The sequence below is a fragment of the Kitasatospora sp. NPDC001683 genome (assembly GCF_053596495.1).
On record NZ_JBSFGK010000069.1, the window covers coordinates 12,210 to 28,087 of the forward strand.

14 protein-coding genes are annotated in these 15,878 nt (G+C 72.3%); all 14 read right to left on the reverse strand.

Going from position 1 to position 15,878, the window contains the following annotated elements; translation table 11 throughout:
- Positions 1-361: 361 nt before the first annotated feature.
- The 14 genes from ACWCYO_RS29535 to ACWCYO_RS29600 all read right to left on the reverse strand — a co-directional run bounded on the left by ACWCYO_RS29535 (position 362) and on the right by ACWCYO_RS29600 (position 15,858).
- Entirely contained in the window at positions 362-1,822 is a 1,461-nt protein-coding gene (locus ACWCYO_RS29535; RefSeq protein ID WP_449785900.1) for a glutamate synthase subunit beta, read from the reverse strand.
- On the reverse strand, positions 1,815-6,416 hold the full coding sequence (gene gltB, locus ACWCYO_RS29540; RefSeq protein WP_270151309.1) for a glutamate synthase large subunit: 4,602 nt from the start codon (positions 6,414-6,416) through the stop codon (positions 1,815-1,817). The genes ACWCYO_RS29535 and gltB overlap by 8 nt, the downstream gene beginning before the upstream one ends.
- Before the next feature lie 441 nt (positions 6,417-6,857).
- Positions 6,858-7,580 carry a VIT1/CCC1 transporter family protein gene (locus tag ACWCYO_RS29545; protein ID WP_270151307.1) on the reverse strand — a complete coding sequence of 241 codons (723 nt, stop codon included), beginning with the start codon at positions 7,578-7,580 and terminating at the stop codon, positions 6,858-6,860.
- 163 nt (positions 7,581-7,743) lie between these two features.
- Positions 7,744-8,760, reverse strand: coding sequence for a prolipoprotein diacylglyceryl transferase (lgt, locus tag ACWCYO_RS29550; protein ID WP_270147622.1), 1,017 nt, complete (start codon positions 8,758-8,760; stop codon positions 7,744-7,746).
- Between the two features lie 118 nt (positions 8,761-8,878).
- Positions 8,879-9,742 carry a DsbA family protein gene (locus tag ACWCYO_RS29555; protein ID WP_270147621.1) on the reverse strand — a complete coding sequence of 288 codons (864 nt, stop codon included), beginning with the start codon at positions 9,740-9,742 and terminating at the stop codon, positions 8,879-8,881.
- Positions 9,743-9,803: 61 nt separating this feature from the next.
- Positions 9,804-10,241: a MauE/DoxX family redox-associated membrane protein gene (locus ACWCYO_RS29560; protein WP_449785901.1), complete on the reverse strand. Its 438-nt coding sequence runs from the start codon at positions 10,239-10,241 to the stop codon at positions 9,804-9,806.
- Positions 10,242-10,450: 209 nt separating this feature from the next.
- The gene (locus tag ACWCYO_RS29565) at positions 10,451-10,696 is read right to left on the reverse strand and encodes a hypothetical protein (RefSeq protein ID WP_270147618.1); all 246 of its coding nucleotides are present in this window, start codon (positions 10,694-10,696) and stop codon (positions 10,451-10,453) included.
- A 216-nt stretch (positions 10,697-10,912) separates the two neighbouring features.
- Entirely contained in the window at positions 10,913-11,722 is an 810-nt protein-coding gene (trpA, locus tag ACWCYO_RS29570) for a tryptophan synthase subunit alpha (protein WP_449785902.1), read from the reverse strand.
- Between the two features lie 2 nt (positions 11,723-11,724).
- A complete protein-coding gene (gene trpB, locus ACWCYO_RS29575; RefSeq protein ID WP_270147615.1) occupies positions 11,725-12,975 on the reverse strand; it encodes a tryptophan synthase subunit beta in 1,251 nt (416 codons plus the stop codon).
- Positions 12,976-13,024: 49 nt separating this feature from the next.
- Positions 13,025-13,174, reverse strand: coding sequence for a tryptophan biosynthesis modulator TrpM (trpM, locus tag ACWCYO_RS29580; protein WP_167395798.1), 150 nt, complete (start codon positions 13,172-13,174; stop codon positions 13,025-13,027).
- 10 nt (positions 13,175-13,184) lie between these two features.
- Positions 13,185-13,991 carry an indole-3-glycerol phosphate synthase TrpC gene (gene trpC / locus ACWCYO_RS29585; RefSeq protein WP_270147612.1) on the reverse strand — a complete coding sequence of 269 codons (807 nt, stop codon included), beginning with the start codon at positions 13,989-13,991 and terminating at the stop codon, positions 13,185-13,187.
- Positions 13,992-14,222: 231 nt separating this feature from the next.
- Positions 14,223-14,663 (reverse strand): DUF2752 domain-containing protein, encoded by a 441-nt coding sequence (locus tag ACWCYO_RS29590; RefSeq protein ID WP_333493501.1) that lies wholly within the window; start codon positions 14,661-14,663, stop codon positions 14,223-14,225.
- 143 nt (positions 14,664-14,806) lie between these two features.
- Positions 14,807-15,082 carry an HGxxPAAW family protein gene (locus ACWCYO_RS29595; RefSeq protein WP_270147610.1) on the reverse strand — a complete coding sequence of 92 codons (276 nt, stop codon included), beginning with the start codon at positions 15,080-15,082 and terminating at the stop codon, positions 14,807-14,809.
- A 182-nt stretch (positions 15,083-15,264) separates the two neighbouring features.
- A complete protein-coding gene (locus tag ACWCYO_RS29600; protein WP_449785903.1) occupies positions 15,265-15,858 on the reverse strand; it encodes a TIGR02234 family membrane protein in 594 nt (197 codons plus the stop codon).
- Positions 15,859-15,878 lie beyond the last annotated feature (20 nt).

Below are 15,878 nucleotides of genomic sequence, written 5' to 3' on the forward strand. Positions count from 1 at the left end.
CGAACAACAGCCCGTTCCGGTGCGCTTTCCGGCCGCTGTGCGAAGCCTGGGAGGAAGCTGGGAGCCGCCCTTCGGGGCGCGGGCTCGAGCGCAGGTGGGAGCGCTGGTAAGAGGCGGGTGAGAGCGTTCGTGAGAAGCGCCTGGGAGCGCGTGCGAAGCGCCCGCGAAGGGCGGGGAAACGTGCGGGAACGGGTGCGGGGACGGGCACGCGACGGCGCCCGCCCTCCAACTGGTCGGGGAAGAGGGCGGACGCCAGGAGACCGCGTTGGCCCGGCGACGCTGGCGGGGGCAGCGGGTTGAGCTCCCGGCGATGCGGCGCCGGGGGTTCGGGGTGGGGCCGGTCGGGGACCGTCGGGGCCCGTCAGACCACCAGCGGGCGGTCGGTGGGCCGGATCGGGGCGGGGAGCGGGGTCTTGCCGCCCAGGTACTTGTCCACCGCGGCTGCGGCCGAGCGGCCCTCCGCGATGGCCCAGACGATCAGCGACTGGCCTCGGCCGGCGTCTCCGCAGACGTACACGCCATCGACATTGGTGGCGAACCGGCCGTCGCGGGCAATGTTACCGCGCGCGTCGAGGTCCACTCCCAGCTGCTCGACCAGGCCGTTCTTGACGTCCGTCCCGGTGAAGCCCATGGCGAGGGTGACCAGCTGGGCGGGGATGGTCCGCTCGGTGCCGGGCACGGGCTCGAACCGGCCGTCCTTGAACTCGACCTCGACGAGGTGCAGTTCCTGGACGTTGCCGTCCTCGTCGCCGCTCAGACCCGTGGTGTTGACGGAGTAGACCCGCTCGCCGCCCTCCTCGTGCGCGGAGGTGACCTTGTAGGTCATCGGCATGGTGGGCCAGGGCTGGTGCCCGGGGCGGTCCTCGCCGGGGCGGGGCATGATCTCCAGCTGGGTGACCGAGAGGGCGCCCTGGCGGTGGGCGGTGCCGACGCAGTCGGCGCCGGTGTCGCCGCCGCCGATGACGACGACGTGCTTGCCCTTGGCGCTGATCGGCGAGTCGACGAGGTCGCCCTCCTGCACCTTGTTGGCCAGCGGCAGGTACTCCATGGCCTGGTGGACGCCCTTGAGCTCGCGTCCGGGCACCGGCAGGTCGCGGGCGGTGGTGGCGCCGGCGGCGACGACGACGGCGTCGAAGCGCTCGCGCAGCTGCTGCCCGGTGATGTCCTCGCCGACGTGCACGCCGGTGCGGAACCGGGTGCCCTCCGCGCGCATCTGCTCGATGCGGCGGTTGATGTGGCGCTTCTCCATCTTGAACTCGGGGATGCCGTAGCGCAGCAGGCCGCCGATGCGGTCGGCGCGCTCGTACACCACCACGGTGTGTCCGGCCCGGGTGAGCTGCTGGGCGGCGGCCAGGCCGGCCGGGCCGGAGCCGACGACGGCGACGGTCTTGCCGGAGAGCCGCTCGGGGACCTGCGGGGTGACCCCGCCGCGGTCCCAGGCCTTGTCGATGATGGTGACCTCGACGTTCTTGATGGTCACCGCGTCCTGGTTGATGCCGAGCACGCAGGCCGACTCGCAGGGCGCCGGGCACAGCCGCCCGGTGAACTCCGGGAAGTTGTTGGTGGCGTGCAGGCGCTCGATGGCGCCGGTGAAGTCGTCGCGGTAGGCGAGGTCGTTCCACTCGGGGATGAGGTTCCCGAGCGGGCAGCCGTTGTGGCAGAACGGGATGCCGCAGTCCATGCAGCGGCCGGCCTGCTTGGTGATGATCGGCAGGAGGCTGCGCTCGACGTAGACCTCGTTCCAGTCCCGGATGCGAACGTCCACGGGCCGGCGCTCGGCCAGCTGCTTGGGCGTGGTCAGGAAGCCCTTGGGGTCAGCCATGTGCCGCCTCCATCATCTTGCGAGTGGTCTCGGCCTCGGAGAGGCCATCGCGCTCAGCGGCGTCCTTGGCGGCGAGCACTGCCTTGTAGTCGGTCGGCATGATCTTGGAGAAGCGGGAGACGCCGCTGCCCCAGTCGGCCAGGAGCTCGGCGGCGACGGTGGAGCCGGTCTCCTCGTAGTGCTGCTGCACGGTTTCGCGCAGCCAGTCGCGGTCGGCGGCGGTGGGGGCCTCGATGCCCACCATGCCGTCGTTGACGTTGGCGGGGCGCAGGTCCAGGACGTACGCGATGCCGCCGGACATGCCGGCCGCGAGGTTGCGTCCGGTCTCGCCGAGGATGACGACCCGGCCGCCGGTCATGTACTCCAGGCCGTGGTCGCCGACGCCCTCGACGACGAGGGTGGCGCCGGAGTTGCGGACGGCGAAGCGCTCACCGGCCTTGCCGCGCAGGTGGATCCGGCCGGAGGTGGCGCCGTAGCCGATGGTGTTGCCGGCGATGACGTGGTTCTGGGCGTCGTTGCCGATGGCCGCGGCCTCGCGCGCCGGGCGCACGACGATCACGCCGCCCGAGAGGCCCTTGCCGACGTAGTCGTTGGCGTCGCCCTCCAGTCGCAGGGTGATCCCCTTGGGCACGAAGGCGCCGAAGGACTGCCCGGCGGAGCCGGTGAAGGTGACGTCGATGGTCCCCTCCGGCAGGCCCTCGCCGCGGTACCGCTTGGTCACCTCGTGGCCGAGCATGGTGCCGACGGTGCGGTTGACGTTGCGGATCGGCAGCTCGAGGCGGACCGACTCGCCGCGCTCCAGGGCGTCCTGGGCCAGCTCGATCAGCTGGTTGTCGAGGGCCTTGTCGAGCGCGTGGTCCTGGCTGGTGGTGCGGTGCCGGGCGGTGCCCTCGGGCAGCTCGGGCACGTGGAACAGCGGGGCCAGGTCGAGTCCGGCGGCCTTCCAGTGGTCGATCGCGGCCCGGGCGTCGATGTGCTCGGCGTGGCCGACGGCCTCCTCGATCGAGCGGAAGCCCAGCGAGGCCAGGATCTCCCGGACCTCCTCGGCGATGAACTCGAAGAAGTTGACCACGAATTCGGGCTTGCCGGAGAAGCGTTCGCGCAGCACCGGGTTCTGGGTGGCGACGCCGACCGGGCAGGTGTCCAGGTGGCAGACGCGCATCATGATGCAGCCGGAGACGACCAGCGGGGCGGTGGCGAAGCCGAACTCCTCGGCGCCGAGCAGCGCGGCGATGACGACGTCGCGGCCGGTCTTCAGCTGGCCGTCGGTCTGGACCACGATGCGGTCGCGCAGCCCGTTGAGCAGCAGGGTCTGCTGGGTCTCGGCGAGGCCGAGCTCCCAGGGGCCGCCGGCGTGCTTGAGCGAGGTGAGCGGCGAGGCGCCGGTACCACCGTCGTGCCCTGACACCAGGACCACGTCGGCGTGCGCCTTGGAGACACCCGCCGCGACCGTGCCGACGCCGACTTCCGACACCAGCTTCACGTGGATGCGGGCCGCCGGGTTGGCGTTCTTGAGGTCGTGGATCAGCTGCGCCAGGTCCTCGATCGAGTAGATGTCGTGGTGCGGCGGCGGGGAGATCAGGCCGACGCCCGGGGTGGAGTGCCGGGTCCTGGCGACCCACGGGTAGACCTTGTGGCCGGGCAGCTGGCCGCCCTCGCCGGGCTTGGCGCCCTGGGCCATCTTGATCTGGATGTCGTCGGCGTTGACCAGGTACTCGGAGGTGACGCCGAACCGGCCGGAGGCGACCTGCTTGATCGCCGAGCGGCGCTCGGGGTCGTACAGGCGGTCCGGGTCCTCGCCGCCCTCGCCGGTGTTGGACTTGCCGCCGAGGCGGTTCATCGCGATGGCGAGGGTCTCGTGGGCCTCGCGGGAGATCGAGCCGTAGGACATGGCGCCGGTGGAGAAGCGCTTGACGATCTCGGAGACCGGCTCGACCTCGTCGACCGGGATCGGCTCCCGGCCGAGGCCGTCCAGCTGGAACAGGCCGCGCAGGGTCATCAGGCGCTCGGACTGCTCGTTCACCCGGTCGGTGTACTGCTTGAAGATGTCGTACCGGCGGTTGCGGGTGGAGTGCTGCAGCCGGAAGACGGTGTCCGGGTCGAACAGGTGCGGCTCGCCCTCGCGGCGCCACTGGTACTCGCCGCCGATCTCCAGCGCGCGGTGGGCGGCGGGGATGCCGGAGGCCGGGTAGGCCTTGGCGTGCCGGGCGGCGGTCTCCTTGGCGATCTCCTCCAGGCCGATGCCGCCGAGCTTGGTGGTGGTGCCGGCGAAGTAGCCGTCGACCAGGTCCTGGGAGAGGCCGATGGCCTCGAAGACCTGGGCGCCGCGGTAGGAGGCGACGGTGGAGATGCCCATCTTGGACATCACCTTGAGCACGCCCTTGCCGAGCGCCTTGATCAGGTTCTTGATCGCCTTCTCGGGCTCGACGCCCTCGATGAACACCCCCTGGGCGACGAGGTCCTCGACCGACTCCATGGCCAGGTACGGGTTGACCGCGCCGGCGCCGTAGCCGATCAGCAGGGCGACGTGGTGCACCTCGCGGACGTCGCCGGCCTCGACCAGCAGCGACACCTGGGTGCGCTGCTTGGTGCGGATCAGGTGGTGGTGGATGGCGGAGGTGAGCAGCAGCGAGGGGATCGGGGCGTGCTCGGCGTCGGAGTGCCGGTCGGAGAGCACGATGATCCGGGCGCCGTCGGCGATCGCGGCGTCGGCCTCGGCGGCTATCTCGGCGAGGCGCGCGGCCAGGCCCTCGCCGCCGCTGGCGACCTTGTAGAGGCCGGACAGGGTGACGGCCTTGAGGCCGGGCTGGTCGCCGTCGGCGTTGATGTGGACGAGCTTGGCGAGCTCGTCGTTGTCGATCACCGGGAAGGTGATGCCGACCGAGCGGCAGGAGGCGGCCTCGGCGGTCAGCAGGTTGCCCTCGGGGCCGAGGTTGGACAGCAGCGAGGTGACGAGTTCCTCGCGGATGGCGTCCAGCGGCGGGTTGGTGACCTGCGCGAAGAGCTGCACGAAGTAGTCGAACAGCAGGCGCGGCTTCTCGCTCAGGGCGGCGATCGGCGAGTCGGTGCCCATCGAGCCGAGGGCCTCGGCGCCGGTGCGGGCCATCGGGGCGAGGATGACGCGCAGCTCCTCCTCGGTGTAGCCGAAGGTCTGCTGGCGGCGGGTGACGGAGGCGTGGGTGTGGGCGATGTGCTCGCGCTCGGGGAGCTTGGCGAGCTGGATCTGCCCGCCGGTGACCCACTCCTCGTAGGGGTGCTCGGCGGCCAGGGCGGCCTTGATCTCCTCGTCCGGGACGATCCGGTTCTCGTTGAGGCAGACCAGGAACATCTTGCCGGGCTGCAGGCGGCCCTTCTGGACCACCTTCTGCTGGTCGATGTCGAGGACGCCGACCTCGGAGGAGAGCACCACCAGGCCGTCCTCGGTGACCCAGTAGCGGGCCGGGCGCAGGCCGTTGCGGTCGAGCACGGCGCCGATCCGGGTGCCGTCGGTGAAGGTGACGCAGGCCGGGCCGTCCCAGGGCTCCATCAGGTTGGAGTGGTACTGGTAGAAGGCGCGGCGGGCCGGGTCCATGGTGGCGTGGTTCTCCCACGCCTCCGGGATCATCATCAGCACCGAGTGCGGCAGCGAGCGGCCGCCGAGGTGGAGCAGCTCCAGGACCTCGTCGAAGGAGGCGGAGTCGGAGTGGTCCGGGGTGCAGATCGGGAAGATCCGGCTGAGACCCTGCCCGTTCTTGTTGGCCGGGATCAGGTCGGTGGCGAGCTGGGACTCCCGGGCGCGCATCCAGTTGCGGTTGCCCTTGACCGTGTTGATCTCGCCGTTGTGGGCGACGAAGCGGTACGGGTGGGCGAGCGGCCAGCTCGGGAAGGTGTTGGTGGAGAACCGCGAGTGCACCAGGCCGATGGCGGACGCGTAGCTGCGGTCCGACAGGTCGGGGAAGAAGGGCTCCAGCTGGCCGGTGGTCAGCATGCCCTTGTAGACGATGGTGCGGGCGGACAGCGACGGGAAGTACACCCCGGCCTCGCGCTCGGCCCGCTTGCGGACCACGAACGCGATGCGGTCCAGCTCGATGCCGGCCCTCTCGCCGTGGCCCAGGAAGAGCTGCCGGAACCGCGGCATCACGCTGCGCGCGGTGGCGCCGAGCAGGTCCGGGGTGACCGGCACGTCGCGCCAGCCGAGGACGGTCAGTCCCTCCTGGGCCGCGATCTCCTCGATCTGCGCGACTGCGGCGGCGTCGGCGCCGTCCTCGTCGGGCAGGAAGGCGATGCCGACGGCGTAGGAGCCGGCGGCCGGGAGCTCGAACTCGACCTTGGTGCGCAGGAAGGCGTCCGGGATCTGGGTGAGGATGCCGGCGCCGTCACCGGAGTCCGGCTCGGCGCCGGTGGCGCCGCGGTGCTCCAGGTTGCGCAGGACGTTCAGCGCCTGCTCGACGATCGTGTGGTCGGCGATGCCGGTCAGCGTGGCGACGAAACCGACGCCACAGGCGTCGTGCTCGTTTCGCGGGTCGTACAGGCCCTGAGCAGCAGGTCGCGCATCCGGCACGAGCGCGTACGGCTGGCGGGCGGCGCCGGCCTGGGGCTCGTTGGCGGAGTGCATGGATGCAGACAGCATCGGCTCTCCCGTCGTCGTCTTTCGGCAAGTCGGTGCAAGTAGGGACGACGTTGGCCCTGATGCGATGGTGCGGTGGTGGTGCAGTTTCCATGATGCCCAGGATCCCGAGAAGCGGAATATGCCGTCCACATGGCGGGACGGAGCGCAGGTCAGGGGCTGGAGGAAGAGGACGTGCCACAGCGCACGTCCCGACGATTGTGCCCAACCACCCACGGCCTGAAACAGGGGCGAAATCTGATCGCCACATGAGCCGATCACGGACGCCTGGGAATCCATTCCAGGACCGGGGCCGACGGATGCGAATCCGCGGCTCCGAGCGCCGGATGATGAGACGATGCCGGGCAGCGCGCGACGTCCATGTGTGAAACGTCACGCACTGCCCGGCATAGTCATGCAGTGCTGTGGATACCCGGGACCGCGCCGCGGCTACCCGACGTGCCCGCCGATCAGCCACCCCAGCAGGTACGTCACCCCGGCCGCGGCCCCGCCCAGCACCAGCTGCCGCAGCCCGCTGAACCACCAGCTGCGCGCCGTCACCCGGGCCACCACCGCGCCGCAGCCGAACAGCCCGAGCGCGGCCAGCACCAGCGCGGGCAGCAGCGAGGTGGCCCCCAGCAGGTAGGGCAGCAGCGGCAGCAGCGCGCCGAGCGCGAAGCACAGGAAGGACGAGCCGGCCGCGACCAGCGGGGACGGCAGGTCGGTGGGGTCGATCCCCAGCTCCTCCCGGGCGTGGATCTCCAGCGCCAGCTCCGGGTCTCGGGACAGCTGCCGGGCCACCTCGTGGGCGAGCTCCGGCTCCACCCCGCGCGAGACGTACAGCTGCGCCAGCTCGGCCAGCTCGCCGTGCGGGTTGCGGCTCAGCTCCAGCCGCTCGGCCTCTATCTCGGCCTGCACCAGCTCCCGCTGCGAGGCCACCGAGGTGTACTCCCCCGCCGCCATCGAGCAGGCGCCGGCCGCCAGGCCCGCCAGCCCGGTCAGGATCACCGTGCCGTTGGACACCGCCCCGCCGACCACGCCGGTCATCAGGGCGAAGTTGGACACCAGGCCGTCCACCGCGCCGAACACCGCGGGCCGCAGCCAGCCGCCGTTGACGTCCCGGTGGTGGTCGGGCGCGGGTATCCGCGGGTGCTGGGCGGGCTCGGCTTCCAGGGTGCTCGCAGTCACGGTTCTGTTCCCCTCGTCAGGTTCGTCGCACCCCGACGGTAGCCCGCTTGACCTGGGCATTTCCAGCAAGACAAGGCTTCCCGAACGATGCTGAGGCTGCCCTTCGCAAGCCTCGCGAAGGGCAGCCTCAGTCAGCGGAAGTGCCTGCTCAGATGGGGTTCTTGGCGTCCTCGCCGGTCTTCTCGGCGGCCGTGACGGCCGATTCCGGGGCCGCTTCCGGGTCCGCGTCCCCGTCCACGATCCGGGACGGCTTCTCCCCGTCCACCGTCTCGCTCGGCTTCTCGCCCGTGGACTTCTCCCCGGCCGCCTTCCCCTCGGCCTGCTCCGCCTCGACGTGCGCCGCGGGGTCGATGCTCGCCGGGTCCTCGCGCCCGGGCCGCTTCTTCCCGACGATCACGAAGTACACCACGGCGCCGATGAACACCACGATCGACGTCCAGTCGTTGAGCCGCAGCCCGAAGTAGACGTGCGCCTCGTCGATCCTCAGCCACTCGGTCCAGAAACGACCCACCGTGTACGCGGCCACGTACACGGCGAAGGCCCGGCCGTGCCCCAGCTTCCAGCGCCGGTCCGCCCAGATCACCAGCAGCGCGACGGCCACGTCCCAGATCGACTCGTACAGGAAGGTCGGGTGGAAGACGCCGTTCACGACCGTGCCGTCGGGCAGCGTCTTGTGGATCTCCAGGCCCCACGGCAGCGTGGTCGCCCGCCCGTACAGCTCCTGGTTGAAGTAGTTGCCCCAGCGGCCCATCGCCTGCGCGAGCACGATGCCCGGCGCGATGGCGTCGGCGTACGCGGGCAGCGGCACGCCCCGGCGGCGGCAGCCGATCCAGGCGCCGACCGCGCCCAGCGCGACCGCGCCCCAGATCCCGAGGCCGCCCTCCCAGATCTTGAAGGCGTTCCAGGGGTTCTTCCCCTCGCCGAAGTACAGCTGGTGGTCGGTGATCACGTGGTACAGCCGGCCACCGACCAGGCCGAAGGGCACGGCCCAGACGGCGATGTCCCCGACGGTGTGCTTGGCACCGCCCCGGGCGACCCAGCGCTTGCTGCCGAGCCAGACGGCGGCGACGACACCGAGGATGATGCAGAAGGCGTAGGCGCGCAGCGGGATCGGTCCGAGGTACAGGACGCCCCGCGACGGGCTGGGAATGTAGGCGATATCCATGGCAGTTCCGACGCTACAGGGTCCGGCGTCCGCTTCGGACACCCCCGGGGTCACAGAAACCGAACAACGGACGCCGCCGCCCCCTCCCGGCGGAAGGGGGCGACGGCGGCGGGGCGGCTCAGCCGGCCGTCGGTGACGGGTTGTTGGCCTCCGAAGCGGCGGCGGTGGGCGCCGGGGTCTGCCCGTGCGAGCCCGCCGTGCCCAGCTGCTTGCCCTGGTTGGCGGCGTCCACCCACTTCACCAGGTTGGCCGGGGTGATCTCCTCGTCGCCGTTCTTCGGGAAGATCGGCTTGCCGTTGAGCAGCACGGTCGGGGTCGACTTGTAGCTGGACTTGTCGAAGTCCTGCTGCACCGACGACACCCACCCGCCGTACTTGTTGTCGTTGACGCAGGCCTGGAACTCGGGCGTGTCCAGGCCGTCCACCTGCTTCGCCAGGTTGAGCAGGACCGCCTTGTTGCCGAAGGCGTCGTTGGTCTCGTCCGGCTGGTTGCGGTACAGCACGTCGTGGAAGTCCCGGAAGTGCCCGGCGTCCTGGGCGCAGGCCAGGGCGTTGGCGCCGTTCTTGGAGCCCTTGCCCGGCACCGCGCGGTCGATGAACGACACGATGTGGGCGTTGGTGTAGATCTTCCCGGCGTCCTCCAGCTGGTCGATGGTCGCCGAGAACTCGCGCTCGAAGATGCCGCAGGCCGGGCAGCGGGGGTCCTCGTACACCGTGAGGACGGAGGGCGCGTTGCTCGCGCCGACCGGGATCACCAGGTTCTTGTCGCCGATCGTCCCGGCCGGGGCGGCGGCCGGGGTCTCGGGCTTGGAGCGCTGGTTCTGCACCAGGACGCCGGTGATCGCCGCGGCGGCGATCACCGCGAGCACTGACCCGCCGACGATCAGCTTCTTCCTGCGCCGGGAGGAGGCCCGTTCGGCCGCCCGCTGCTCCAGCATCCGCTCGCGGGCGGTGCGCTTGCCTTCTCGGTTCTTCTCGCTCATTGCCTTGACATCCACGGTCGGGGGCCTTCGTCGGGTGCGGGGACGGGAATGGCCGGACGGGTCAGCTCGCCAGCCAGCCGTCGGCCGAGAGCCGGGTGCGGGGCCGCCACAGCAGCCACCCGGCCAGCAACAGGAACCCGGTGTCGCGCAGGATCTCCTGCAGGTACTCGGTCTGCGAGGCGTCGACGTGCCCGCCGCCGCCGAAGCAGCCGCAGTCGATCGAGATGCCGCGCGCCCAGGCCGAGGCGATCCCGGTGATGAAGGTGAGCAGCAGCAGTGCGCAGACCCCGGCGACCAGCCGGACCCCGAGCCCGATCACCAGCAGCAGGGCGAGTGCCAGCTCCAGGAAGGGCAGCCCGTAGCCGATCGGCTTGACCAGGCCCTCGGGCAGGATCTCGTACGCCCGGACCGCCTGGGCGGCCTCCGCCGGATCGGCGGTCTTGGCCAGCCCGGCCCACCCCCAGACCACCGCCAGGCCGAGCCGCACGGCCGTGCCCACCCACGCGCTCCAGGCCGGCTCCGGCCACCGCGCCGCCGACTCGAGCGCGGGATCACCGGGCTGCGCTGCCGGGCCCGCCATCAGGGAACCCCCGTCGGGAAACTCGTTCACTCCCTGACGAACCGTAAGGGATGGAGGGCGGTTCCTCCGGATTCGGGAATTACGTCGGACGAGTGATGTTACGTTCGGTTTCCCCGAACACTCCTTCGTCACCGGCACCCCGGCATCCGCATCGGATCGAACAGCTCCGGGTGCCCGTCGTGCTGTGCCCGGGCGGCCCGCTCGGCCGCGTCCCAGCGCGCCGCCTGGGCGCAGGCCACCGCGTCCCGCTCCGCCCGCTCGGCCCCGCGCCTGGCCAGCGCCTGCCCCACCTCGGTGTGCGCGCCGACCGCGGCCCCCAGGGCCAGCGCGGCGGCCGCCGCCCGCAGCAGCACGGCCCGATGAAGACCCGCCACCGGCGCTCACCCCTTCGTTCGCTCGGCAACCCCCGTGCACGTGGTCCGTGCACTCGTCCCTCCAGTCAACGCCGGTCAATCCCGCCTGATGCGTGTCGCCGCCGCTGTTCACTCGTTCGGGGCCGCCCCGAGGCTGACGGCGGTGATCCGCGCCCGGGAAGCGGAACGGCCCGCCACCCCCGTCGAGGGGTGGCGGGCCGTCACATCGGCCGCGCGTCAGCGCCTGCGCACTCCGGCCGCCAGCTCACCGGCCAGCGCCCGCACCGCGTCCAGCGCCGCGCCCTCGTCCTCGCCCGCGGCGAGGATCCGCTGCACGAACGCCGATCCCACGATCACCCCGTCCGCGAACCGGGCGACCTCCGCCGCCTGCTCCGCGTTGGAGACCCCGAGTCCGACGCACACCGGAAGGTCCGTGGTGGCCCGGGTCCGGGCGACCAGGTCCTCGGCCAGCGATCCGACCGCCGAGCGGGTGCCGGTCACCCCCATCACCGCGGCCGCGTACACGAACCCGCTGCCCGCCGCCGTGACCTCGGCCAGCCGCGCGTCCTTGCTGCTGGGGGCGACCACGAACACGGTGTCCAGCCCGTGCGCGTCCGCCGCCTTGCGCCACTCCTCGGACTCCTCCACCGGCAGGTCCGGCAGGATGCAGCCCGCCCCGCCCGCCGCGGCCAGGTCCGCGGCGAAGCGCGCGACACCGTAGCGGTCGACCGGGTTCCAGTACGTCATCACCAGCACCGCCGCCTCGGGGTGCGCGGTGGCGACCTCCTGGACGGTGCGCAGCACGTCCTTGATCCGCACGCCGCCGCGCAGCGCGATGTCGTCGGCGGTCTGGATGACGGCCCCGTCCAGGACCGGGTCGGAGTGCGGCAGGCCGATCTCGACGACGTCGCAGCCGCCCTCGATCAGCGCGTTGACCGCCCGGATCCCGCCGTCGACGGTGGGGAAGCCGGCCGGGAGGTAGCCGATCAGCGCGGCCCGGCCCTCGGCCTTGGCGCCCGCCAGGATGTCAGTGAGCTTCGAAGCCATGATCACTTGCCCCCCTCGGCCCGGCCGCCGGCCGGCTCGTCGTACAGCCCGAAGTACTGGGCCGCGGTGTGCATGTCCTTGTCCCCGCGCCCGGAGAGCGAGACCAGGATGATGGCCTCCGGCCCGAGCTCGCGGCCCAGGTCCAGCGCTCCGGCGAGCGCGTGGGCGCTCTCGATGGCCGGGATGATGCCCTCGGTGCGGGACAGCAGGCGCAGCGCCTGCATCGCCGCGTCGTCCGTCACCGGCCGGTACTCGGCCCGTCCGGTGTCCTTCAGCCAGGCGTGCTCCGGCCCGACGCCCGGGTAGTCGAGGCCGGCCGAGATGGAGTGCGACTCGATGGTCTGCCCGTCCTCGTCCTGCAGGACGTACGTCCGGGAGCCGTGCAGCACCCCCGGGTCGCCCTTGGTCAGGGTGGCGGCGTGCTTCGGGGTGTCGGCGCCCTCGCCGGCCGCCTCGCAGCCGATCAGCCGCACTCCGGTGTCCGGGATGAACTCGTGGAAGATGCCCATCGCGTTGGAGCCGCCGCCGACGCAGGCGACCACCGCGTCGGGCAGCCGCCCGGTGCGGTCGAGCACCTGCTGCCGGGCCTCGACACCGATGATCCGGTGGAAGTCGCGGACCATCATCGGGAACGGGTGCGGCCCGGCGACGGTCCCGAACAGGTAGTGGGTGGAGTCGACGTTGGCGACCCAGTCGCGGAAGGCCTCGTTGATGGCGTCCTTGAGCGTCCGGCTACCGGACTTGACGGCGATCACCTCGGCGCCGAGCATCCGCATCCGGGCGACGTTGAGCGCCTGGCGCTCGGTGTCGACCTCGCCCATGTAGATGGTGCAGTCGAAGCCGAACAGGGCGCAGGCGGTGGCGGTGGCGACGCCGTGCTGGCCGGCGCCGGTCTCGGCGATGATCCGGGTCTTGCCCATCCGCTTGGTGAGCAGGGCCTGGCCCAGCACATTGTTGATCTTGTGCGAGCCGGTGTGGTTGAGGTCCTCGCGCTTGAGCAGGATGCGCGCGCCGCCCGCCTCGGCGGAGAAGCGGTGGACGTCGGTCAACGGGCTCGGGCGGCCGGTGTAGTCCTTCAGCAGCCCGTCGAGCTCGGCGGCGAAGGCCGGGTCTGACTTGGCCTTCTCGTACTCCTCGGCGACCTGTTCGACCGCGGCGACCAGAGCCTCGGGGATGAAGCGGCCGCCGTACGCGCCGAAGTAGCCGCGGGCGTCCGGCACCTGGGCGCCGGGCAGGTAGTCCTTCTCGGACATGGTGGTTTCCCTTGCGGAGATGGATGACGGTGACGTCTGATCGGCTGGTTCAGCCGTGCGTCACGCGCCATCGCCGCCCCGGCACCTGCCCCGGCTCGCAGCCGATCACGTACCGCACCCGGCGCCCCAGCACCCGGCGTGCGGGCGCGCGGCAGCCGCGCGGGCGGCAGCCGGGGGCGAGTCGGGTGGCGATCTTCATCGGGTCCGGGTCAGTCCTTGTGCCGGATGGCGGGGTGGGCGCCGGCCGCGACCAGGTCGGCGACCGCGGCCCGCGGGTCCTTGCCGGTCACCAGCGACTCGCCGACCAGCACCGCGTCGGCCCCCAGATTGGCGTAGTTGATCACGTCCAGCGGGCCGCGCACACCGGACTCGGCGACCTTGACGATGCCGTCCGGGATGGCGTGCACGACGTTCTCGAACGTGCTGCGGTCGACCTCGAGGGTCTTCAGGTTGCGGGCGTTGACGCCGATGATCCGCGCCCCGGCGTCCACCGCGCGCTGGATCTCGTCCTCGTCGTGCACCTCGACCAGCGGGGTGAGGCCGATCGACTCGGCGCGCTCGATCAGCGACACCAGGGCCGGCTGCTCGAGGGCGGCGACGATCAGCAGGGCGAGGTCGGCGCCGTGCGCGCGGGCCTCCCACAGCTGGTAGGCGGTGACGATGAAGTCCTTGCGCAGCAGCGGGGTGTCCACCGCGGCGCGGACCGCGTCCAGGTCGGCGAGCGACCCGCCGAAGCGGCGCTGCTCGGTCAGCACGCTGATCGCGGCGGCACCGCCGGCCGCGTAGTCGCGGGCCAGGGCGGCCGGGTCGGCGATCGAGGCCAACGCGCCCTTGGACGGGCTGGAGCGCTTCACCTCGCAGATCACCCGGACCCCGTCGCCCTTGAGGGCGGCGACGCCGTCCTTGGCCTCCGGGGCCTTGGCCGCGAGCGCCTTGAGCTCGTCCAGCGAGACCCGGGCCTGCCGCTCGGCGAGGTCCTCGCGGACCCCTTCGATGATCGAGTCGAGCACACTCACTCAGGAGCCCCCATCATTTCTGCTGGTTCGCCAGCGCGAGCCGGACGGGCGGGGGCCCGTCGGCCCTTCGATGGTATCGGCACCCGGGTGCGCGCAGCGCATCCGCCCGGCACGCGTCTCGCGGAACGGACGCTCCGTCCGACGGCTCCCAACTGCGGCTTCACCGGCTCTCCACCGGCGGTGTGCCGCGCTCCGGCGGGGCTGGGAGCCCGCGGCCGGGCTCGGGGCCGCTCAGACCACCGGCGGTGCCAGCCCCGCCCCCACGGGCAGGTTGCGGACCACCGCGAACACCAGCACCAGCAGGCCGATCAGCGCCCAGCGCCGGGCCCCGACCGAGATCCGCACCGGCGGTCCGAGGGTCAGCGCGGCCCAGGCCCAGCGCAGCCAGAGCACCGCCAGGACGCCGAACAGCAGGACGGCCACCGCGTTGTCGTGCAGCGCGCCGGTGAGGTCCCCGTGGGCCAGCGCGTGGACGCAGCGCAGGCCCCCGCAGCCGGGGCACCACCAGCCGGTGGCGGTCAGGAAGGGGCAGTCGGGGTAGTGCCCGGGGGCGTTGGGGTCCACCGCCGCGACGTATCCGGCGGGGACGGCCACCGCCGCCAGCGCGGCCAGCGGCGGGCCCATCCGGCGCAGTACGGGCGGTGGGGCGGAGGCGGTGGGGGCGGCGTTCACGCCCCGATTGTGCCCGCGGGCGGGCCCGGATACGACGAAACGGCGGGCGTGGCGCGCCCGCCGTTCGGTTGTACGAATCCCCGGTCGGTTCCGCAGTCGACTCCTCGGTCGAGCGGGGTCCGTACCAGGGGTGTCCGTCGTCGTCAGGCGGCGACGGTCGCGCGGGCCTCGAGGGCCGCCTTGCGCGCCGCGGTCTGCTCCTCGACCGACTTGTAGACGTTGGTGCTGGCCTGCCTGCCCATGCCCGCCATCGACATCGCCTTGCCGACGATGCCGCCCACGACGACGACCGCCAGACCGGCGATGACCAGCAGCGGCGACGGCAGGATCATCGCGACGCCTGCGATGCCGAAGCCGACGAAGGAGATGACGACGCCGGTCCAGGCGGCGGTGGTGTGGCCGTGTGCTGCTGCTGCCATCGATGGTGCTCCTAGGCTCTCGGGGCCCGGCCGGGCCTGCGGGGCCGCCGGCGGGTTGACGGGGTCCATTGTGCCGGGCCACACACGGGCGACCCAAAGCGGGTGGCCCGTCTATCGCGTCACACCCGCTGGTCGGCCGTGCGGTCTCATACGGCGGTCGGGTCCTCGCCGCGGTCGGGTCCTCAGACGGCGGTCGGGTCCTCGCCGCGGTCCAGGGCCTTCCACAGGTCACCAGGCGTGTCGGCCTTCGCCGGCGCCTTGCGGGTGGGCGCCTCGTAGCGGCTGCCCATGGCCGGCCAGCCGCGGCCGTAGCGCAGGGTGATCAGCCCGGCCAGGGCCAGCAGCAGCCCGCCCACCAGCGCGACCCAGGGCCAGCCGGTGTGCGAGACCTCGGTGGCGGTCGAGCCGGCCAGCGCCAGCTTGCCCGAGGCGGCGGAGTCCAGCGCGACGGTGTCCGAGGCGCCAGCCACCGAGGCGGCGGCCGCGCCCAGTCCGGCCAGCAGGGTCAGCGTGCCGACCGCGAGCCGGCCGACGCCGCGCACCGCGAACACCGCGACGGCCGCGGCCAGGCCCACCAAGGCCAGCCCGCCGGGCAGTTCGGAGATCTTGCCGCCGGTCACGGACACGTCCAGGGTGCCGGCCCGGCCCTCGGCCCAGACCCGCCCGGCCGCGGTCAGCACCAGCACGGCGCTCAGCACGGTCAGCAGCAGCATCACGCCGAGGGTGCGGCGGCCGGCCGCGGGCGTGGGGACAGGGGTCTGGTCTGCGTCGGTCACCCGTCCACTATCCCCCGGGC

Coding starts and splice junctions, on each gene's coding strand:
- ACWCYO_RS29535 (WP_449785900.1), bottom strand. CDS start 1,822: ATGGCTGACCCCAAGGGCTTCCTGACCACGCCCAAGCAGCTGGCCGAG.
- gltB (WP_270151309.1), bottom strand. CDS start 6,416: ATGCACTCCGCCAACGAGCCCCAGGCCGGCGCCGCCCGCCAGCCGTAC.
- lgt (WP_270147622.1), bottom strand. CDS start 8,760: ATGGATATCGCCTACATTCCCAGCCCGTCGCGGGGCGTCCTGTACCTC.
- ACWCYO_RS29555 (WP_270147621.1), bottom strand. CDS start 9,742: ATGAGCGAGAAGAACCGAGAAGGCAAGCGCACCGCCCGCGAGCGGATG.
- trpA (WP_449785902.1), bottom strand. CDS start 11,722: ATGGCTTCGAAGCTCACTGACATCCTGGCGGGCGCCAAGGCCGAGGGC.
- trpB (WP_270147615.1), bottom strand. CDS start 12,975: ATGTCCGAGAAGGACTACCTGCCCGGCGCCCAGGTGCCGGACGCCCGC.
- trpM (WP_167395798.1), bottom strand. CDS start 13,174: ATGAAGATCGCCACCCGACTCGCCCCCGGCTGCCGCCCGCGCGGCTGC.
- ACWCYO_RS29595 (WP_270147610.1), bottom strand. CDS start 15,082: ATGGCAGCAGCAGCACACGGCCACACCACCGCCGCCTGGACCGGCGTC.